Origin of the sequence: Citrobacter sp. XT1-2-2, from assembly GCF_023516235.1 — a bacterium.
GTDB classification, from domain to species: Bacteria; Pseudomonadota; Gammaproteobacteria; order Enterobacterales; family Enterobacteriaceae; genus Citrobacter; species Citrobacter werkmanii.
Map to the genome: position 1 here is coordinate 495136 of NZ_CP097324.1, position 15566 is coordinate 510701.

Below are 15566 nucleotides of genomic sequence, written 5' to 3' on the forward strand. Positions count from 1 at the left end.
TGCCGTTTAATTCGTTTTCACGTAGAATAACGCGCGCTGTGCCTTCTGGGGGTGTGCTTGTCTGCTCGCCAGGTTGTAACAGCAAACATGCAGGTGAATGACCTTTGACAGGTTGCAAACAAAAGCGAGGAATGCTGCTGATTTTTTCAGCCCTGATGGACTCAGGCCGGTTTTGTAACAAAGGAAACGAACTGCACTAATTTTCACCGTAGCAGATGATTTTTGCGCCTTGTCGCTGCTGCGTGTGGTTGGTAAAGTAAGCGGATTTTGTTTTCCGCCCCAGCTTTCAGGATTATCCCTTAGTATGTTGAAAAAATTTCGTGGCATGTTTTCCAATGACCTGTCCATTGACCTGGGTACCGCGAATACCCTTATTTATGTAAAAGGACAAGGCATCGTATTGAATGAGCCTTCTGTTGTGGCCATTCGTCAGGATCGTGCCGGTTCGCCGAAAAGCGTGGCTGCAGTAGGTCATGATGCGAAGCAGATGCTGGGTCGTACGCCGGGCAATATCGCTGCAATTCGCCCAATGAAAGACGGCGTTATCGCTGACTTCTTCGTGACTGAAAAAATGCTCCAGCACTTTATCAAACAAGTGCACAGCAATAGCTTCATGCGCCCAAGCCCGCGCGTACTGGTGTGTGTACCGGTTGGCGCAACCCAGGTTGAACGCCGTGCGATCCGTGAATCCGCTCAGGGCGCAGGCGCCCGTGAAGTCTTTCTGATCGAAGAGCCGATGGCGGCCGCGATTGGTGCGGGTCTGCCAGTTTCTGAAGCAACCGGCTCAATGGTTGTGGATATCGGTGGTGGTACCACTGAAGTTGCCGTTATCTCCCTGAACGGCGTGGTTTACTCTTCTTCCGTACGTATTGGTGGTGACCGCTTCGACGAAGCCATCATTAATTACGTTCGTCGTAACTACGGTTCTCTGATCGGTGAAGCCACCGCAGAACGTATTAAACACGAAATCGGTTCCGCTTATCCGGGCGATGAAGTCCGCGAGATCGAAGTACGCGGCCGTAACCTGGCAGAAGGTGTTCCACGCGGCTTTACCCTGAACTCCAACGAGATTCTGGAAGCGCTGCAGGAACCGCTGACCGGTATCGTGAGCGCGGTAATGGTTGCTCTGGAACAGTGTCCGCCAGAGCTGGCGTCAGACATCTCCGAGCGCGGTATGGTGCTGACCGGTGGCGGTGCGCTGCTGCGTAACCTTGATCGTCTGTTAATGGAAGAAACCGGTATTCCAGTTGTTGTTGCTGAAGATCCGCTGACCTGCGTGGCGCGCGGTGGCGGCAAAGCACTGGAAATGATCGATATGCACGGCGGCGACCTGTTCAGCGAAGAGTAATCGGACGCAGGTAGGGTGGCCCGCGGGTTGCCCTTCCGCTCTGATACGAGAATACGCATAGACTATGAAGCCAATTTTTAGCCGTGGCCCGTCGCTACAGATTCGCCTTATTCTGGCGGTGCTGGTGGCGCTCGGCGTTATTATTGCCGACAGCCGCCTGGGTACGTTTAGTCAAATCCGAACGTACATGGATACCGCCGTCAGTCCTTTCTACTTTATCTCTAATGGTCCTCGTGAATTACTCGACGGCGTGTCGCAAACGCTGGCTTCGCGTGACCAACTCGAACTTGAAAACCGGGCGCTGCGTCAGGAACTGCTGCTGAAAAATAGCGAGCTGCTGATGCTGGGGCAATATAAACAGGAGAACGCGCGTTTGCGCGAGCTGCTGGGATCGCCATTGCGTCAGGACGAACAAAAGATGGTGACGCAGGTCATCTCAACGGTTAATGACCCATACAGCGATCAGGTCGTGATCGACAAAGGGAGCGTTAACGGCGTCTACGAAGGTCAGCCAGTTATCAGCGACAAAGGTGTAGTGGGTCAGGTCGTTGCTGTAGCAAAACTGACCAGCCGCGTACTGCTGATTTGCGATGCGACGCATGCTCTGCCAATCCAGGTTCTGCGTAACGATATTCGCGTCATTGCTGCGGGCAACGGTTGTACGGACGATCTTCAGCTCGAACATCTGCCGGCGAACACCGACATTCGCGTTGGCGATGTGCTGGTGACTTCCGGTTTGGGTGGACGCTTCCCGGAAGGTTATCCGGTTGCTGTTGTTTCTTCCGTTAAGCTGGACACTCAGCGTGCTTATACCGTCATTCAGGCTCGTCCGACCGCGGGTTTGCAGCGTTTGCGCTATCTGCTGCTGTTGTGGGGAGCCGATCGTAATGGCGCCAATCCGATGACGCCGGAAGAAGTACACCGTGTTGCCAATGAACGTTTGATGCAAATGATGCCGCAAGTTCTGCCTGCGCCAGATGCCATGGGGCCGCCTGCGCCAGTACCGGCACCTGCTACAGGCGTCACTACCGCGCCTACGGACACCACGCCGCCACAACCTGCTCCGCGTAAGCCGGGAGGACAGTAAGTGGCAAGCTATCGTAGCCAGGGGCGTTGGGTTATTTGGCTTTCGTTCCTTATTGCACTGTTGCTGCAAGTTATGCCCTGGCCGGATGACATTATTGTTTTCCGGCCAAACTGGGTGCTGCTCATCTTGTTGTATTGGATTCTGGCGCTACCGCATCGCGTAAATGTGGGCACAGGGTTCGTGGTGGGTGCCATACTGGATCTCATTAGCGGTTCCACGCTTGGCGTGCGGGCCTTGTCGATGAGTATCATTGCCTATCTGGTCGCGCTGAAATTCCAGCTATTCCGCAACCTCGCGCTCTGGCAACAGGCGCTGGTGGTCGTGTTGTTATCACTGGTCGTGGATATTATTGTTTTCTGGGCCGAGTTTTTAGTGATCAATGTCTCTTTCAGACCTGAAGTGTTCTGGAGTAGTGTAGTGAATGGTGTGCTCTGGCCATGGCTATTCTTACTGATGCGTAAAATCCGTCAGCAGTTTGCGGTGCAATAAAGGTTGATATGAATACTCTGTATCTTGCTTCAGGTTCTCCACGTCGTCAGGAACTGCTCGCTCAACTTGGTATCACGTTTGAACGGCTGGTTCCTGGGATTGAAGAACAGCGGCACCCGCAGGAAAGCGCGCAGCAGTACGTTTCTCGTCTGGCGCGCGAAAAAGCGCAGGCTGGCGTTGCGTTGGCGCAGCGCGATTTGCCGGTATTGGGTGCGGATACCATTGTTATTCTTAACGGCGAAGTGCTGGAAAAACCGCACGACGCCGCCCATGCCGCCGCAATGCTGCGTAAGCTGTCGGGCAACACGCATCAGGTCATGACCGCCGTGGCATTGGCCGATCGCCAGCACAGTCTGGACTGTCTGGTGGTGACGGAAGTGACATTCAGAGCACTCACCGATGAGGACATCGCGGGTTATGTTGCCAGCGGTGAACCAATGGATAAAGCAGGTGCATACGGTATTCAAGGGTTGGGTGGCTGTTTTGTCAGGAAGATAAATGGCAGCTATCACGCCGTAGTCGGCTTACCGCTGGTAGAAACGTATGAGTTGCTGACCAATTTTAACGCACTGCGTGAGCAAAGGGATAAACATGACGGCTGAATTGTTGGTAAACGTAACGCCATCGGAAACACGGGTGGCTTACATTGATGGCGGTATTCTGCAGGAAATTCATATTGAACGTGAGGCGCGACGTGGAATCGTAGGCAATATCTACAAAGGTCGTGTAAGTCGTGTACTTCCGGGTATGCAGGCGGCTTTTGTAGATATTGGACTGGATAAAGCCGCATTTCTTCACGCTTCAGACATCATGCCACACACCGAATGCGTGGCCGGTGAAGAACAAAAACAGTTCACCGTGCGCGACATTTCTGAACTGGTTCGCCAGGGCCAGGATTTGATGGTACAGGTGGTAAAAGATCCGCTGGGTACTAAGGGCGCTCGCCTGACGACGGACATTACGCTGCCTTCCCGTTATCTTGTTTTTATGCCGGGCGCGTCGCACGTTGGCGTTTCCCAACGTATCGAAAGCGAAAGCGAACGCGAACGTCTGAAAAAAGTGGTAGCCGATTACTGTGATGAGCAGGGCGGATTTATTATTCGTACAGCGGCGGAAGGCGTATGCGAAGAGGATCTGGCCTCGGATGCTGCCTACCTGAAGCGCGTCTGGACGAAAGTCATGGAGCGCAAAAAACGTCCGCAAACGCGCTACCAGATGTATGGCGAACTTGCGCTGGCGCAGCGCGTTTTGCGTGATTTTGCCGATGCCCAGCTTGATCGGATCCGCGTCGACTCTCGCCTGACCTATGAGGCGTTGCTGGAATTTACGGCGGAGTACATTCCCGAGATGACCAGCAAGCTGGAGCATTACAGCGGACGTCAGCCTATTTTCGATCTCTTTGACGTTGAGAATGAAATCCAGCGCGCGCTGGAACGCAAGGTTGAGCTGAAATCCGGCGGCTATTTGATCATCGATCAAACCGAAGCGATGACCACCGTGGATATCAATACCGGCGCGTTTGTTGGACATCGTAATCTCGACGACACTATTTTTAATACTAATATTGAAGCAACGCAGGCCATTGCGCGTCAGCTGCGTCTGCGTAACCTGGGCGGCATTATCATTATCGATTTTATCGACATGAATAATGAAGATCATCGGCGCCGGGTGTTGCACTCTCTGGAGCAGGCTCTGAGCAAGGACCGCGTAAAAACCAGCATTAACGGTTTTTCACAGCTGGGCCTGGTGGAGATGACGCGTAAGCGCACGCGTGAAAGCGTGGAGCATGTGCTGTGCAATGAGTGCCCTACCTGTCATGGACGCGGTACCGTGAAAACGGTGGAAACCGTATGCTATGAAATCATGCGCGAAATTGTCCGCGTACACCATGCATACGACTCCGATCGCTTCCTGGTTTATGCATCTCCGGCAGTGGCAGAAACCCTGAAAGGCGAAGAGTCGCATGCGCTGGCGGAAGTCGAAATCTTTGTGGGTAAACAGGTCAAAGTCCAGGTTGAACCGCTCTATAACCAGGAGCAGTTCGACGTCGTAATGATGTAATTGAGTAGTAGCACCAGCGCATGTAGGCCGGATAAGGCGCAAGCGCCGCCATCCGGCAATATACACTCAAGGGGTGTGAGTCACATTTTTTTGCAGACAAGGAGAGGCGCGTGAGGCGATTGCCGGGGATATTACTGCTCACTGGAGCCGCATTCGTTGTCATTGCAGCGCTGATGGTCAGTGGACTGCGCCTTGCGCTACCTCATCTTGATAGCTGGCGTCCGGCCATTCTCGGTAAGATTGAATCCGCGACTGGCCTGCCCGTTACCGCCAGCCAGCTATCCGCCAACTGGCAAAATTTCGGCCCTACGCTTGAAGCGCGTGATATCCACGCTCAGCTCAAAGACGGCGGTGAGTTTTCGGTAAAACGCGTCACGTTAGCGCTGGATGTCTGGCAAAGTTTACTGCACATGCGCTGGCAGTTTCGCGATCTCACCTTCTGGCAATTGCAGTTGCGCACCAATACCCCTATCCAGAGTAGTGAAAGCGGTGATGGAATTGAAGCGGGTCACCTCAGCGATCTCTTCCTGCGTCAGTTCGATCATTTCGATCTCCGCGACAGTCAAATCAGCTTTTTAACCCTCTCAGGCCAGCGCGCTGAACTGGCGATCCCACAGCTTACCTGGCTGAACGGTAAAAACCGGCATCGCGCTGAGGGGCAGGTCAGTCTCTCCAGTCTGACCGGTCAACATGGCGTTATGCAGGTGCGCATGGATCTGCGCGACGACAATGGGCTGTTGAATAATGGTCGGGTCTGGCTGCAGGCAGACGACATTGACGTCAAACCGTGGCTGGGCAAATGGATGCAGGATAATGTCGCGTTGCAAACCGCGCGTTTTAGCCTGGAAGCATGGATGACGATCAATAAAGGCGTCGTTTCCGGAGGCGATGTCTGGCTGAAGAAAGGCGGCGCCAGCTGGCTGGGTAACAACCGCACGCATACGCTCTCCGTGGATAACCTGACGGCGCACATTAGCCGCGAACAGCCGGGCTGGCAATTCTCTATTCCCGATACCCGTATCACCATGGATGATAAACCCTGGCCAAGCGGGGCGTTAACGCTGGCCTGGATCCCTGAGCAGGAAGTCGGTGGTGAGAATAACAAGCGCAGTGACGAGCTACGCATTCGCGCCAGCAATCTGGAGCTGGCTGGATTAGAAGGGCTGCGCCCGATGGCGGCTAAGTTATCGCCAGCGCTGGGGGATATTTGGCGCGCCACGCAGCCAAGCGGCAAAATTGATGTGCTGGCGCTGGATATCCCATTACAGGCAACAGAAAAGACCCGTTTCCAGTCCTCGTGGACCAATCTGGCCTGGAAACAGTGGAAGTTGTTACCGGGGGCGGAGCATTTCTCCGGTACGCTTTCGGGCAGCGTGGAAAATGGTGCGCTTACCGCCTCCATCAAGCAAGCCCGCATGCCGTATGAGAGCGTCTTCCGCGCACCATTGGAAATAGAAAACGGCGTGGCGACGCTAAGCTGGCTGAAGAATGATAAAGGTTTTCAGTTAGATGGGCGCAACATTGATGTCAAAGCGAAAGCGGTACATGCGCGCGGTGGTTTTCGCTATCTGCAACCGACCGGTGACGAGCCATGGTTAGGCATTCTGGCGGGGATCAGTACTGATGACGGCTCTCAGGCCTGGCGCTACTTCCCGGAAAATCTGATGGGCAAAGAGCTGGTTGACTACCTCAGCGGCGCGATTCAGGGCGGCGAAGCGGATAATGCCACGTTGGTGTATGGCGGTAACCCGCATTTGTTCCCATATCTGCATAATGAAGGGCAGTTTCAGGTCCTGGTGCCGTTACGCAATGCTAAATTCGCCTTTCAGCCCGACTGGCCTGCGTTGACTGACCTCAATATTGAACTGAACTTCATTAACGACGGTCTGTGGATGAAAACGGATGGCGTTAATTTAGGCGGCGTAAAAGCCAGCAATCTGACGGCCAATATTCCCGACTATGCAAAAGAAAAACTGCTGATTGATGCCGACATCAACGGGCCGGGCAAAGCGGTTGGACCTTATTTTGATGATACGCCGCTAAAAGATTCTCTTGGCGCCACGCTTGAGCAGTTGCAGATTGATGGCGATGTGAATGCTCGCTTACATCTCGATATCCCGTTGGATGGCTCGCTGGTTACGGCCAAAGGTGATGTCAATCTGCGTAATAACAGTCTGTTTATTAAACCGCTCGACAGCACGTTGAAGAATTTGACCGGTAAATTCAGCTTTGTGAACGGCGATCTGCAGAGTGAGCCGATGACGGCAAACTGGTTTAATCAGCCGCTGAACGTCGATTTTTCCACTACCGAAGGGGCCAAAGCCTATCAGGTGGCGGTGAATCTGCAAGGCGACTGGCAGCCAAACCGTATGGGGATTTTGCCGACGCAGGTGAACGATGCGTTAAGCGGCAGTATGGCGTGGAATGGCAAGGTGGATATCAATCTTCCGTATCATGCCGGGGCGACCTACGACATTGCGTTAAAGAGTGACCTGAAGAATGTAAGTAGTCACTTACCTGCTCCACTGAATAAGGCGGCCGGTGAGGCGCTGCCGGTAAACGTGAAGGCCAACGGCAATCTGCGCAGCTTTGATCTCACCGGCAACGCAGGGAGCAAGAATCACTTCAACAGCCACTGGCTGCTGAATCAGAAGCTGACCCTTGACCGCGCTATCTGGACGTCGGAAAGCCGCACCGTGCCCGCGTTACCCGATCAGCAAGGCATTGAGCTCAATCTTCCCCCTATGGACGGCGCGCAATGGCTGGCCTTGTTCCAGAAAGGCGCTGCGGATAACGTTGGCTCGAACGCCAACTTCCCGCAACGCATCACGGTACGTACGCCATCGTTATCCCTGGGGGGGCAGCAGTGGAACAATTTAAGTATTGTGTCTGAGCCTTCGGGCAACGGTTCCAGCGTGCAGGCGCAGGGGCGTGAGATCAACGCCACGCTGGCTATGCGCAATAACGCCCCGTGGCTGGCGAACATTAAATACCTCTATTACAACCCGAGCGCCGCAAAGCCTTCTCCCGGCACAGCGCCAGCGTCGCCTTTCTCTACCATCAATAACGTCAGCTTCCGTGGCTGGCCGGATGTTCAACTCCGCTGTGCAGAGTGTTGGCTGTGGGGACAGAAATATGGACGTATTGATGCCGATGTGGCGATCAAAGGCGATACGCTCTCGTTGAGCAACGGTCTGTTGGATACCGGCTTTGCCAGACTGACTGCCGATGGTGAATGGGTGAATGTGCCGGGTAAAGAGCGTACGTCACTGAAGGGAAAACTGAACGGCAAAAAAATTGACTCTGCCGCCGGTTTCTTTGGCGTATCGACGCCGATTCGTAACTCTTCGTTCAATGTGGAGTACGACCTGCACTGGCGTAATCCACCGTGGGATCCGGATGAAGCGTCGCTGAATGGGATTTTGCGCACCCGGTTGGGCAAAGGTGAGCTTACCGAACTTAGTACCGGACATGCGGGGCAACTGTTACGCCTGTTAAGCTTTGACGCGTTGCTACGTAAACTGCGCTTTGATTTTAGCGATACCTTCAGTGAAGGCTTCTATTTCGACTCCATTCGCAGCACGGCGTGGATTAAGGATGGTGTGATGCATACCGACGACACGCTGGTGGACGGTCTGGAAGCTGACATCGCGATGAAAGGCTCGGTGAATCTGGTACGCCGCGAACTGGATATGGAAGCGGTTGTCGCGCCTGAAATTTCTGCCACCGTTGGGGTTGCCGCCGCGTTCGCCGTCAACCCGATTGTCGGCGCGGCGGTGTTTGCCGCCAGTAAGGTTCTGGGGCCGCTGTGGAGTAAAGTTTCGATTCTGCGTTACCGTATCACCGGTCCGGTTGATAAGCCGCAGATTAACGAAGTTCTGCGTCAGCCGCGCAAAGAAAGCCAGCAATGATTTGACGGGGGCAAGTAATTGCCCCAATCTCAGTACATAGTATTGCCGGATGGAGCAGCGCTTATCCGGCCTACAGTAGCCTAACAACGTAGGCCGGATAAGGCGTTTTTGCCGCCATCCGGCAGAATTAAATGAGTAACAAAACGATGAGTCTGAACCTGGTAAGTGAACAATTGCTAGCGGCGAATGGCCTGAAACATCAGGATCTGTTTGCCATTCTGGGCCAACTGGCCGAACGCCGTCTCGATTACGGCGATCTCTATTTTCAGTCGAGCTATCACGAATCCTGGGTTTTAGAAGATCGCATCATTAAAGATGGTTCTTACAATATCGATCAGGGTGTTGGCGTACGCGCCATCAGCGGCGAAAAAACGGGGTTTGCTTATGCAGACCAGATTAGCCTGTTGGCGCTGGAGCAAAGTGCGCATGCTGCCCGGACTATTGTGCGCGACAGTGGTGACGGCAAAGTAAAAACGCTGGGTGCGGTAGAGCATCAGGCGCTTTACACTTCGGTCGATCCGTTACAAAGCATGAGCCGCGAAGAGAAACTGGATATTCTGCGTCGCGTTGACCGCGTTGCGCGTGCTGCTGACAAGCGCGTTCAGGAAGTGACCGCCAGCTTGACCGGTGTTTATGAGCTGATTCTGGTGGCGGCGACCGACGGTACGCTGGCCGCGGATGTCCGTCCACTGGTGCGTTTGTCCGTCAGCGTACAGGTCGAAGAAGACGGTAAACGTGAGCGCGGCGCGAGCGGTGGCGGCGGTCGCTTTGGCTATGACTATTTCCTTGGCGATCTCGATGGTGACGTTCGTGCCGACGCGTGGGCGAAAGAGGCTGTGCGCATGGCGCTGGTCAATCTGTCCGCAGTAGCCGCGCCGGCAGGTACGTTACCGGTGGTACTCGGCGCTGGCTGGCCTGGCGTTCTGCTGCACGAAGCGGTCGGTCATGGTCTGGAAGGCGACTTTAACCGCCGTGGTACCTCGGTATTTAGCGGTCATATGGGTGAACTGGTCGCGTCAGAACTGTGTACCGTAGTGGATGATGGCACAATGGCGGACCGTCGTGGATCCGTGGCTATTGATGACGAAGGTACACCGGGCCAGTACAACGTGCTGATCGAAAACGGTATTCTGAAAGGCTACATGCAGGACAAACTGAATGCGCGCCTGATGGGTGTGGCGCCAACGGGTAACGGACGCCGTGAATCTTACGCGCACCTGCCGATGCCGCGGATGACCAACACCTATATGCTGCCGGGCAAATCCACGCCGCAGGAAATCATTGAATCCGTCGAATACGGCATTTATGCGCCGAACTTCGGCGGTGGTCAGGTGGATATCACCTCCGGGAAATTTGTGTTCTCAACGTCCGAAGCGTATCTGATTGAAAACGGTAAAGTGACCAAACCCGTGAAAGGCGCGACGCTGATTGGCTCCGGTATCGAAGCGATGCAGCAAATTTCGATGGTGGGTAATGATCTGAAACTGGATAACGGCGTAGGCGTTTGCGGTAAAGAAGGGCAAAGCCTGCCGGTGGGCGTGGGCCAGCCGACGCTGAAGGTCGATAATTTGACGGTCGGCGGCACCGCATAGCATCATGATCCAGGCCCGATAAGCGTCAGTGCCATCGGGCATCTTGCCGGATGCGGCGTCAACGCCTTATCCGGCCTGGACTCTTTTATTTCTCTTTCCCTCGACCATACATTCCCTGAAACAGCTGCGCCACATCGACAAAATAATCCGTCAGATAGTTAATCACTACCTGAACCTTAAGCGGCAGTTTGTCTTTTTCGGTGTACAGCGCATAGACCGGACGCGGATCCGACTGGTAGCGGGGAAGCAGGATCTCCACTTCGCCGCGATTGATCTCATTGATCACCCACATCAATGGTACATAGGCAATACCCGCGCCTGCGGCCAGCCAGCGCACCAGCGTCATCGGATCGTTAGTGACGAAGCGCCCTTCTGGAATCAGGCGGGTAGAGATCCCCTCCGGGGCGATAAGCTCGAATTCGTTATCCGGGCGCACGCTATATTCCAGCCATGAGTGATTGCTGAGATCGGCAGGTTTTTCCGGAACGCCAAACTGGGCGAGATAACTTTTAGCGGCGCAGACCACCATCGGCATGGCTCCCAGACGACGTGAAAACAGGCTGGAGTCTTGTAACGCGCCGACGCGGATGACCACGTCCAGGCCATCAGCAATTAAATCCGGTGCCGGGATGCCGGTGACCAGATTTACCGTCAGGCCGGGGTACTCTTTCAGCATTTTCGCCGTCAGCCCGGCGAGGACATTTTGTGCCATGGTTGAAGAACAGCCAATACGCAATGTGCCGATAGGAGTGTTATTAAAGGCATACAGCTGCTCATGCACATCCTGCGCTTCGTGCAGCATTCGACGGCAGCCCTGATAATAAATTTTACCGGCTTCGGTTAGCCCAATGCTGCGCGTACTGCGGTTTAGCAGCTTGACCTGTAGTTCATCTTCCAGTTTAGAGACCGTCTGGCTTATCGATGAAACGCTCATTTGCAGCTGTCTTGCGGCGGCGGTGAAGGAGCCCAGTTCGACAACTTTGGCGAACACCGACATACGTTTTAATCGTTCCATTATTCACTCTGGCTTAAAAGTGATTTAGATCACATAATATAGATAACAGCATAACAGTTACGTTAATATATTATTATTCAAATAACGGCTATGTCGCTCTCGCCTGGCTCTTCCTTGCCCTTTTCTGCGGTGACATACGCTAGAAAATCTATCACCTGCACTCTCTTAAGCTACCAAGGTCAACATGAGTCTGTTTCCCGTTATCGTGGTGTTTGGTCTGTCCTTCCCACCGATTTTTTTCGAATTGCTTTTGTCACTGGCGATTTTCTGGCTGGTGCGCCGGGTGCTGGTTCCAACTGGCATCTATGATTTTGTCTGGCATCCGGCTCTGTTTAACACCGCGCTGTATTGCTGCCTGTTCTATTTAATAACGCGCCTGTTCGTTTGAGGTTGAAGTGAAAACACTAACAAAAAAACTCTCCCGTACGGCCATGACTCTCGTACTGGTCATTCTGGCCTTCATTGCTATTTTTCGCGCATGGGTGTTCTACACCGAGTCGCCGTGGACGCGTGATGCGCGTTTCAGCGCTGATGTCGTCGCCATTGCGCCGGACGTTGCGGGTCTTATTTCCAACGTTAACGTCCATGATAACCAACTGGTGAAAAAGGATCAGGTGCTGTTTACCATCGACCAGCCGCGCTATAAAAAAGCCCTCGAACAGGCTGAAGCCGACGTCTCTTATTACCAGGTTCTGGCGCAGGAAAAACGTCAGGAAGCCGGTCGTCGTAACCGTCTGGGCGTGCAGGCCATGTCTCGTGAAGAGATTGATCAGTCTAACAACGTACTGCAAACCGTATTACACCAGTTGGCGAAGGCGCAAGCGACCCGCGATTTGGCAAAATTGGATCTTGAACGTACCGTTATTCGTGCGCCAGCGGATGGTTGGGTGACTAACCTGAATGTTTACAGCGGCGAATTTATTACCCGAGGCTCCACGGCGGTAGCGCTGGTAAAACAGCACTCGTTCTATGTCCTGGCGTATATGGAAGAAACCAAGCTGGAAGGCGTACGCCCTGGATATCGCGCTGAAATTACCCCGCTTGGTAGCAATAATGTGTTGAAGGGTACCGTTGATAGCGTGGCGGCTGGCGTAACGAATGCCAGCAGCACGCGAGACGCAAAAGGTATGGCGACCATTGATTCCAATCTTGAATGGGTCCGTCTGGCACAGCGTGTACCGGTGCGCATTCGTCTTGATGAGCAGCAGGGAACCCTGTGGCCAGCCGGGACGACGGCTACCGTTGTTATCACCGGTAAGCAGGATCGCGATGCCAGTCAGGAATCCTTCTTCCGTAAAATGGCGCACCGCCTGCGCGAGTTCGGTTAATTGCGATGGGTATTTTTTCCATTGCTAACCAGCATATCCGCTTCGCGGTAAAACTGGCGTGCGCAATTGTCCTGGCGCTGTTCGTTGGTTTTCACTTTCAGCTTGAGACTCCGCGTTGGGCGGTGTTAACCGCAGCAATTGTGGCAGCAGGCCCGGCTTTTGCCGCCGGTGGGGAACCCTATTCAGGCGCCATCCGCTACCGCGGGATGCTGCGTATCGTCGGCACATTTATTGGCTGTATTGCCGCCCTGATCATTATTATCAGCATGATCCGCGCTCCGTTGTTGATGATCCTGGTGTGTTGTATCTGGGCCGGTTTTTGTACCTGGATCTCGTCGCTGGTGAAGATCGAGAATTCCTATGCCTGGGGACTTTCGGGTTATACGGCGCTGATCATCGTCATTACTATCCAGGCTGAACCGTTGTTGACGCCGCAATTTGCACTTGAGCGTTGCAGCGAGATTGTGATGGGGATTGTCTGCGCCATTGTTGCCGATCTGCTCTTTTCGCCCCGCTCGGTGAAACAGGAAATTGATGTCGAACTGGACAGCCTGCTGGTGGCGCAGTATCAGCTTATGCAGTTGTGTATAAAGCATGGCGACAGTGAAGAAGTGGACAAAGCCTGGGGCGATTTAGTCCGTCGAACGGCGGCGCTGGAGGGCATGCGCAGCAACCTCAATATGGAGTCTTCACGTTGGGTGCGTGCTAATCGCAGACTCAAAGCATTAAACACGCTGTCGCTCACGCTCATTACTCAGTCCTGTGAAACTTACCTTATTCAAAATACCCGCCCGGAACTTATCACCGACACCTTCCGCGAGTTGTTCGATACGCCGGTTGAAACGGTGCAGGATGTCCATAAACAGTTGAAGCGGATGCGTCGGGTTATTGTCTGGACTGGCGAACGTGAAACACCGGTAACGATTTATAGCTGGGCAGGTGCGGCGACGCGCTACTTGCTACTGAAACGCGGTGTGGTGAGTAATACAAAAATTAGCGCGACGGAAGAAGAGATCCTGCAAGGCGAGCCGGTAGTGAAAGTGGAGTCCGCCGAGCGTCACCATGCGATGGTCAACTTCTGGCGTACCACGCTCTCCTGTGTGCTGGGCACCTTATTCTGGCTGTGGACTGGCTGGACATCCGGCAGCGGCGCGATGGTTATGATTGCGGTTGTCACCTCGCTGGCAATGCGCCTGCCTAACCCTCGGATGGTGGCGATAGATTTTATCTACGGTACGTTGGCGGCATTACCACTTGGGGCGCTCTATTTTCTGGTGATTATCCCCAATACGCAGCAAAGTATGCTGTTGTTGTGTCTGAGCCTGGCCGTGCTGGGTTTCTTTCTGGGAATCGAGGTGCAGAAACGACGGCTGGGATCGATGGGCGCGCTGGCCAGCACCATTAATATCATCGTGCTGGATAACCCGATGACCTTCCACTTTAGCCAGTTTCTTGACAGTGCGCTGGGGCAGATTGTTGGTTGTGTGCTGGCGTTTATCGTCATTCTGCTGGTGCGCGATAACTCGCGGGACAGAACTGGTCGCGTGTTACTCAACCAGTTTGTCTCCGCGGCGGTTTCTGCAATGACTACCAACGTGGTTCGTCGTAAAGAAAACCACCTTCCGGCGCTTTATCAGCAGTTGTTTTTACTGATGAACAAATTCCCCGGCGACCTGGCGAAGTTTCGCCTGGCGCTGACGATGATTATCGCGCATCAGCGTTTGCGCGATGCGCCGGTACCGGTAAATGAGGATTTATCTGCCTTCCATCGCCAGCTGCGTCGCACCGCCGATCATGTGATTTCAGCAGGAAATGACGATAAACGCCGCCGCTACTTTAGCCAGTTGCTGGAAGAGCTTGAGATCTATCAGGAGAAGTTAATCATCTGGCAAGCCCCTCCACAGGTGACCGAGCCGGTAAAACGACTCAGTGGAATGCTACACAAATACCAGCACGCGCTGACCAGCAATTAAGCACAAAAAACCGATGCCAGAAGCGTCGGTTTTTTTATGGCTATACTTACCTGAAATGCGGGAGGCCCTGCATATTGGTGGTCCGTAGAGTGACTGGCGTCGGGATGGTGGCTATAGATGAACATCTATACGTTTGATTTTGACGAGATAGAAGACCAGGGGGATTTCTACCGCGAATTTACGCGCGCATTTGGTCTGACCCGGGAAAAAGTGGTCGATTTAGATTCTCTGTGGGAGGTCGTTACCGGAGATGTCTTGCCGCTGCCGGTGGAGATTGAATTTGTCCATTTGCCGGACAAACTACGCAGGCGATATGGCGCATTAATATTACTGTTCGATGAAGCGGAAGAAGAGCTGGAAGGGCAGTTGCGTTTTAATGTTCGTCACTCAATGTAAGGTATAAAAAAGCCCCCGGCAGGCGGGGGCAAGTCGTCGGTTTAGACGACGAGGGTTTATTTGTACAGTTCTGCAGTCGCGTGCCAGTGAGCACCTTCACGGAGTTCAGTGACGCGATAGCTGCTGGCACCCGCTTTTTCAGCTTTAGCGGCGATAGCCTGACGCATATCCATTGGTGAACTACCGATCTGAGATACAGAGATGCTACCCATGGATTGCAGGTTCTGTGCTTCTTGTGAGTTCACCTGAGTAACCGCGGCGCTTGCACCGAAAGAGAGAACAGAAAGAAGACTTAAAGTTGCAACAGTAGTTTTGATTTTCATGATATTTACCTCGTCGAATTCTTTTATTGTGGGTCTTGTTTCG

At 53.6% G+C, this 15566-nt stretch carries 14 protein-coding genes; 11 read left to right on the forward strand and 3 right to left on the reverse strand.

All coding sequences use genetic code 11. The features are described from left to right. Positions 1–6: 6 nt before the first annotated feature. Complete coding sequence (locus tag M4I31_RS02430) at positions 7–327, reverse strand: hypothetical protein (RefSeq protein WP_154050627.1); 321 nt, start codon at positions 325–327, stop codon at positions 7–9. Between M4I31_RS02430 and mreB the strand changes: the two genes are divergently transcribed. The 7 genes from mreB to tldD all read left to right on the forward strand — a co-directional run bounded on the left by mreB (position 305) and on the right by tldD (position 10488). After that, on the forward strand, positions 305–1348 hold the full coding sequence (gene mreB, locus M4I31_RS02435; protein ID WP_000913396.1) for a rod shape-determining protein MreB: 1044 nt from the start codon (positions 305–307) through the stop codon (positions 1346–1348). The genes M4I31_RS02430 and mreB overlap by 23 nt on opposite strands. 64 nt (positions 1349–1412) lie before the next feature. Further along, entirely contained in the window at positions 1413–2435 is a 1023-nt protein-coding gene (gene mreC / locus M4I31_RS02440) for a rod shape-determining protein MreC (protein ID WP_042311343.1), read from the forward strand. Continuing rightward, the gene (mreD, locus tag M4I31_RS02445) at positions 2436–2924 is read left to right on the forward strand and encodes a rod shape-determining protein MreD (RefSeq protein WP_085048628.1); all 489 of its coding nucleotides are present in this window, start codon (positions 2436–2438) and stop codon (positions 2922–2924) included. It begins immediately after the preceding gene. An 8-nt stretch (positions 2925–2932) separates the two neighbouring features. Then, positions 2933–3526, forward strand: coding sequence for a nucleoside triphosphate pyrophosphatase (locus tag M4I31_RS02450; protein WP_085048629.1), 594 nt, complete (start codon positions 2933–2935; stop codon positions 3524–3526). Next, a complete protein-coding gene (gene rng, locus M4I31_RS02455) occupies positions 3516–4985 on the forward strand; it encodes a ribonuclease G (protein WP_038634356.1) in 1470 nt (489 codons plus the stop codon). The genes M4I31_RS02450 and rng overlap by 11 nt, the downstream gene beginning before the upstream one ends. 110 nt (positions 4986–5095) lie before the next feature. Next, positions 5096–8896: an AsmA2 domain-containing protein YhdP gene (gene yhdP / locus M4I31_RS02460; protein ID WP_085048630.1), complete on the forward strand. Its 3801-nt coding sequence runs from the start codon at positions 5096–5098 to the stop codon at positions 8894–8896. Between the two features lie 146 nt (positions 8897–9042). After that, positions 9043–10488 carry a metalloprotease TldD gene (tldD, locus tag M4I31_RS02465; RefSeq protein ID WP_038642897.1) on the forward strand — a complete coding sequence of 482 codons (1446 nt, stop codon included), beginning with the start codon at positions 9043–9045 and terminating at the stop codon, positions 10486–10488. 85 nt (positions 10489–10573) lie between these two features. Here tldD and aaeR read toward each other — a convergent pair whose 3' ends face one another. Continuing rightward, positions 10574–11503, reverse strand: coding sequence for an HTH-type transcriptional activator AaeR (gene aaeR, locus M4I31_RS02470; RefSeq protein WP_038634351.1), 930 nt, complete (start codon positions 11501–11503; stop codon positions 10574–10576). A 184-nt stretch (positions 11504–11687) separates the two neighbouring features. On the opposite strand from aaeR, the gene aaeX reads away from it, so the two are divergent. The 4 genes from aaeX to M4I31_RS02490 all read left to right on the forward strand — a co-directional run bounded on the left by aaeX (position 11688) and on the right by M4I31_RS02490 (position 15200). Further along, a complete protein-coding gene (gene aaeX / locus M4I31_RS02475; RefSeq protein WP_003025177.1) occupies positions 11688–11891 on the forward strand; it encodes a p-hydroxybenzoic acid efflux pump operon protein AaeX in 204 nt (67 codons plus the stop codon). A 7-nt stretch (positions 11892–11898) separates the two neighbouring features. After that, a complete protein-coding gene (gene aaeA / locus M4I31_RS02480; protein WP_038634348.1) occupies positions 11899–12831 on the forward strand; it encodes a p-hydroxybenzoic acid efflux pump subunit AaeA in 933 nt (310 codons plus the stop codon). A 5-nt stretch (positions 12832–12836) separates the two neighbouring features. Next, the gene (gene aaeB, locus M4I31_RS02485; RefSeq protein ID WP_038634345.1) at positions 12837–14804 is read left to right on the forward strand and encodes a p-hydroxybenzoic acid efflux pump subunit AaeB; all 1968 of its coding nucleotides are present in this window, start codon (positions 12837–12839) and stop codon (positions 14802–14804) included. A gap of 117 nt (positions 14805–14921) precedes the next feature. Then, positions 14922–15200, forward strand: a complete 279-nt coding sequence (locus M4I31_RS02490) for a hypothetical protein (protein ID WP_038634342.1) — start codon at positions 14922–14924, stop codon at positions 15198–15200. A 56-nt stretch (positions 15201–15256) separates the two neighbouring features. Here M4I31_RS02490 and yhcN read toward each other — a convergent pair whose 3' ends face one another. Further along, positions 15257–15523: a peroxide/acid stress response protein YhcN gene (gene yhcN, locus M4I31_RS02495; RefSeq protein ID WP_038634340.1), complete on the reverse strand. Its 267-nt coding sequence runs from the start codon at positions 15521–15523 to the stop codon at positions 15257–15259. Positions 15524–15566 lie beyond the last annotated feature (43 nt).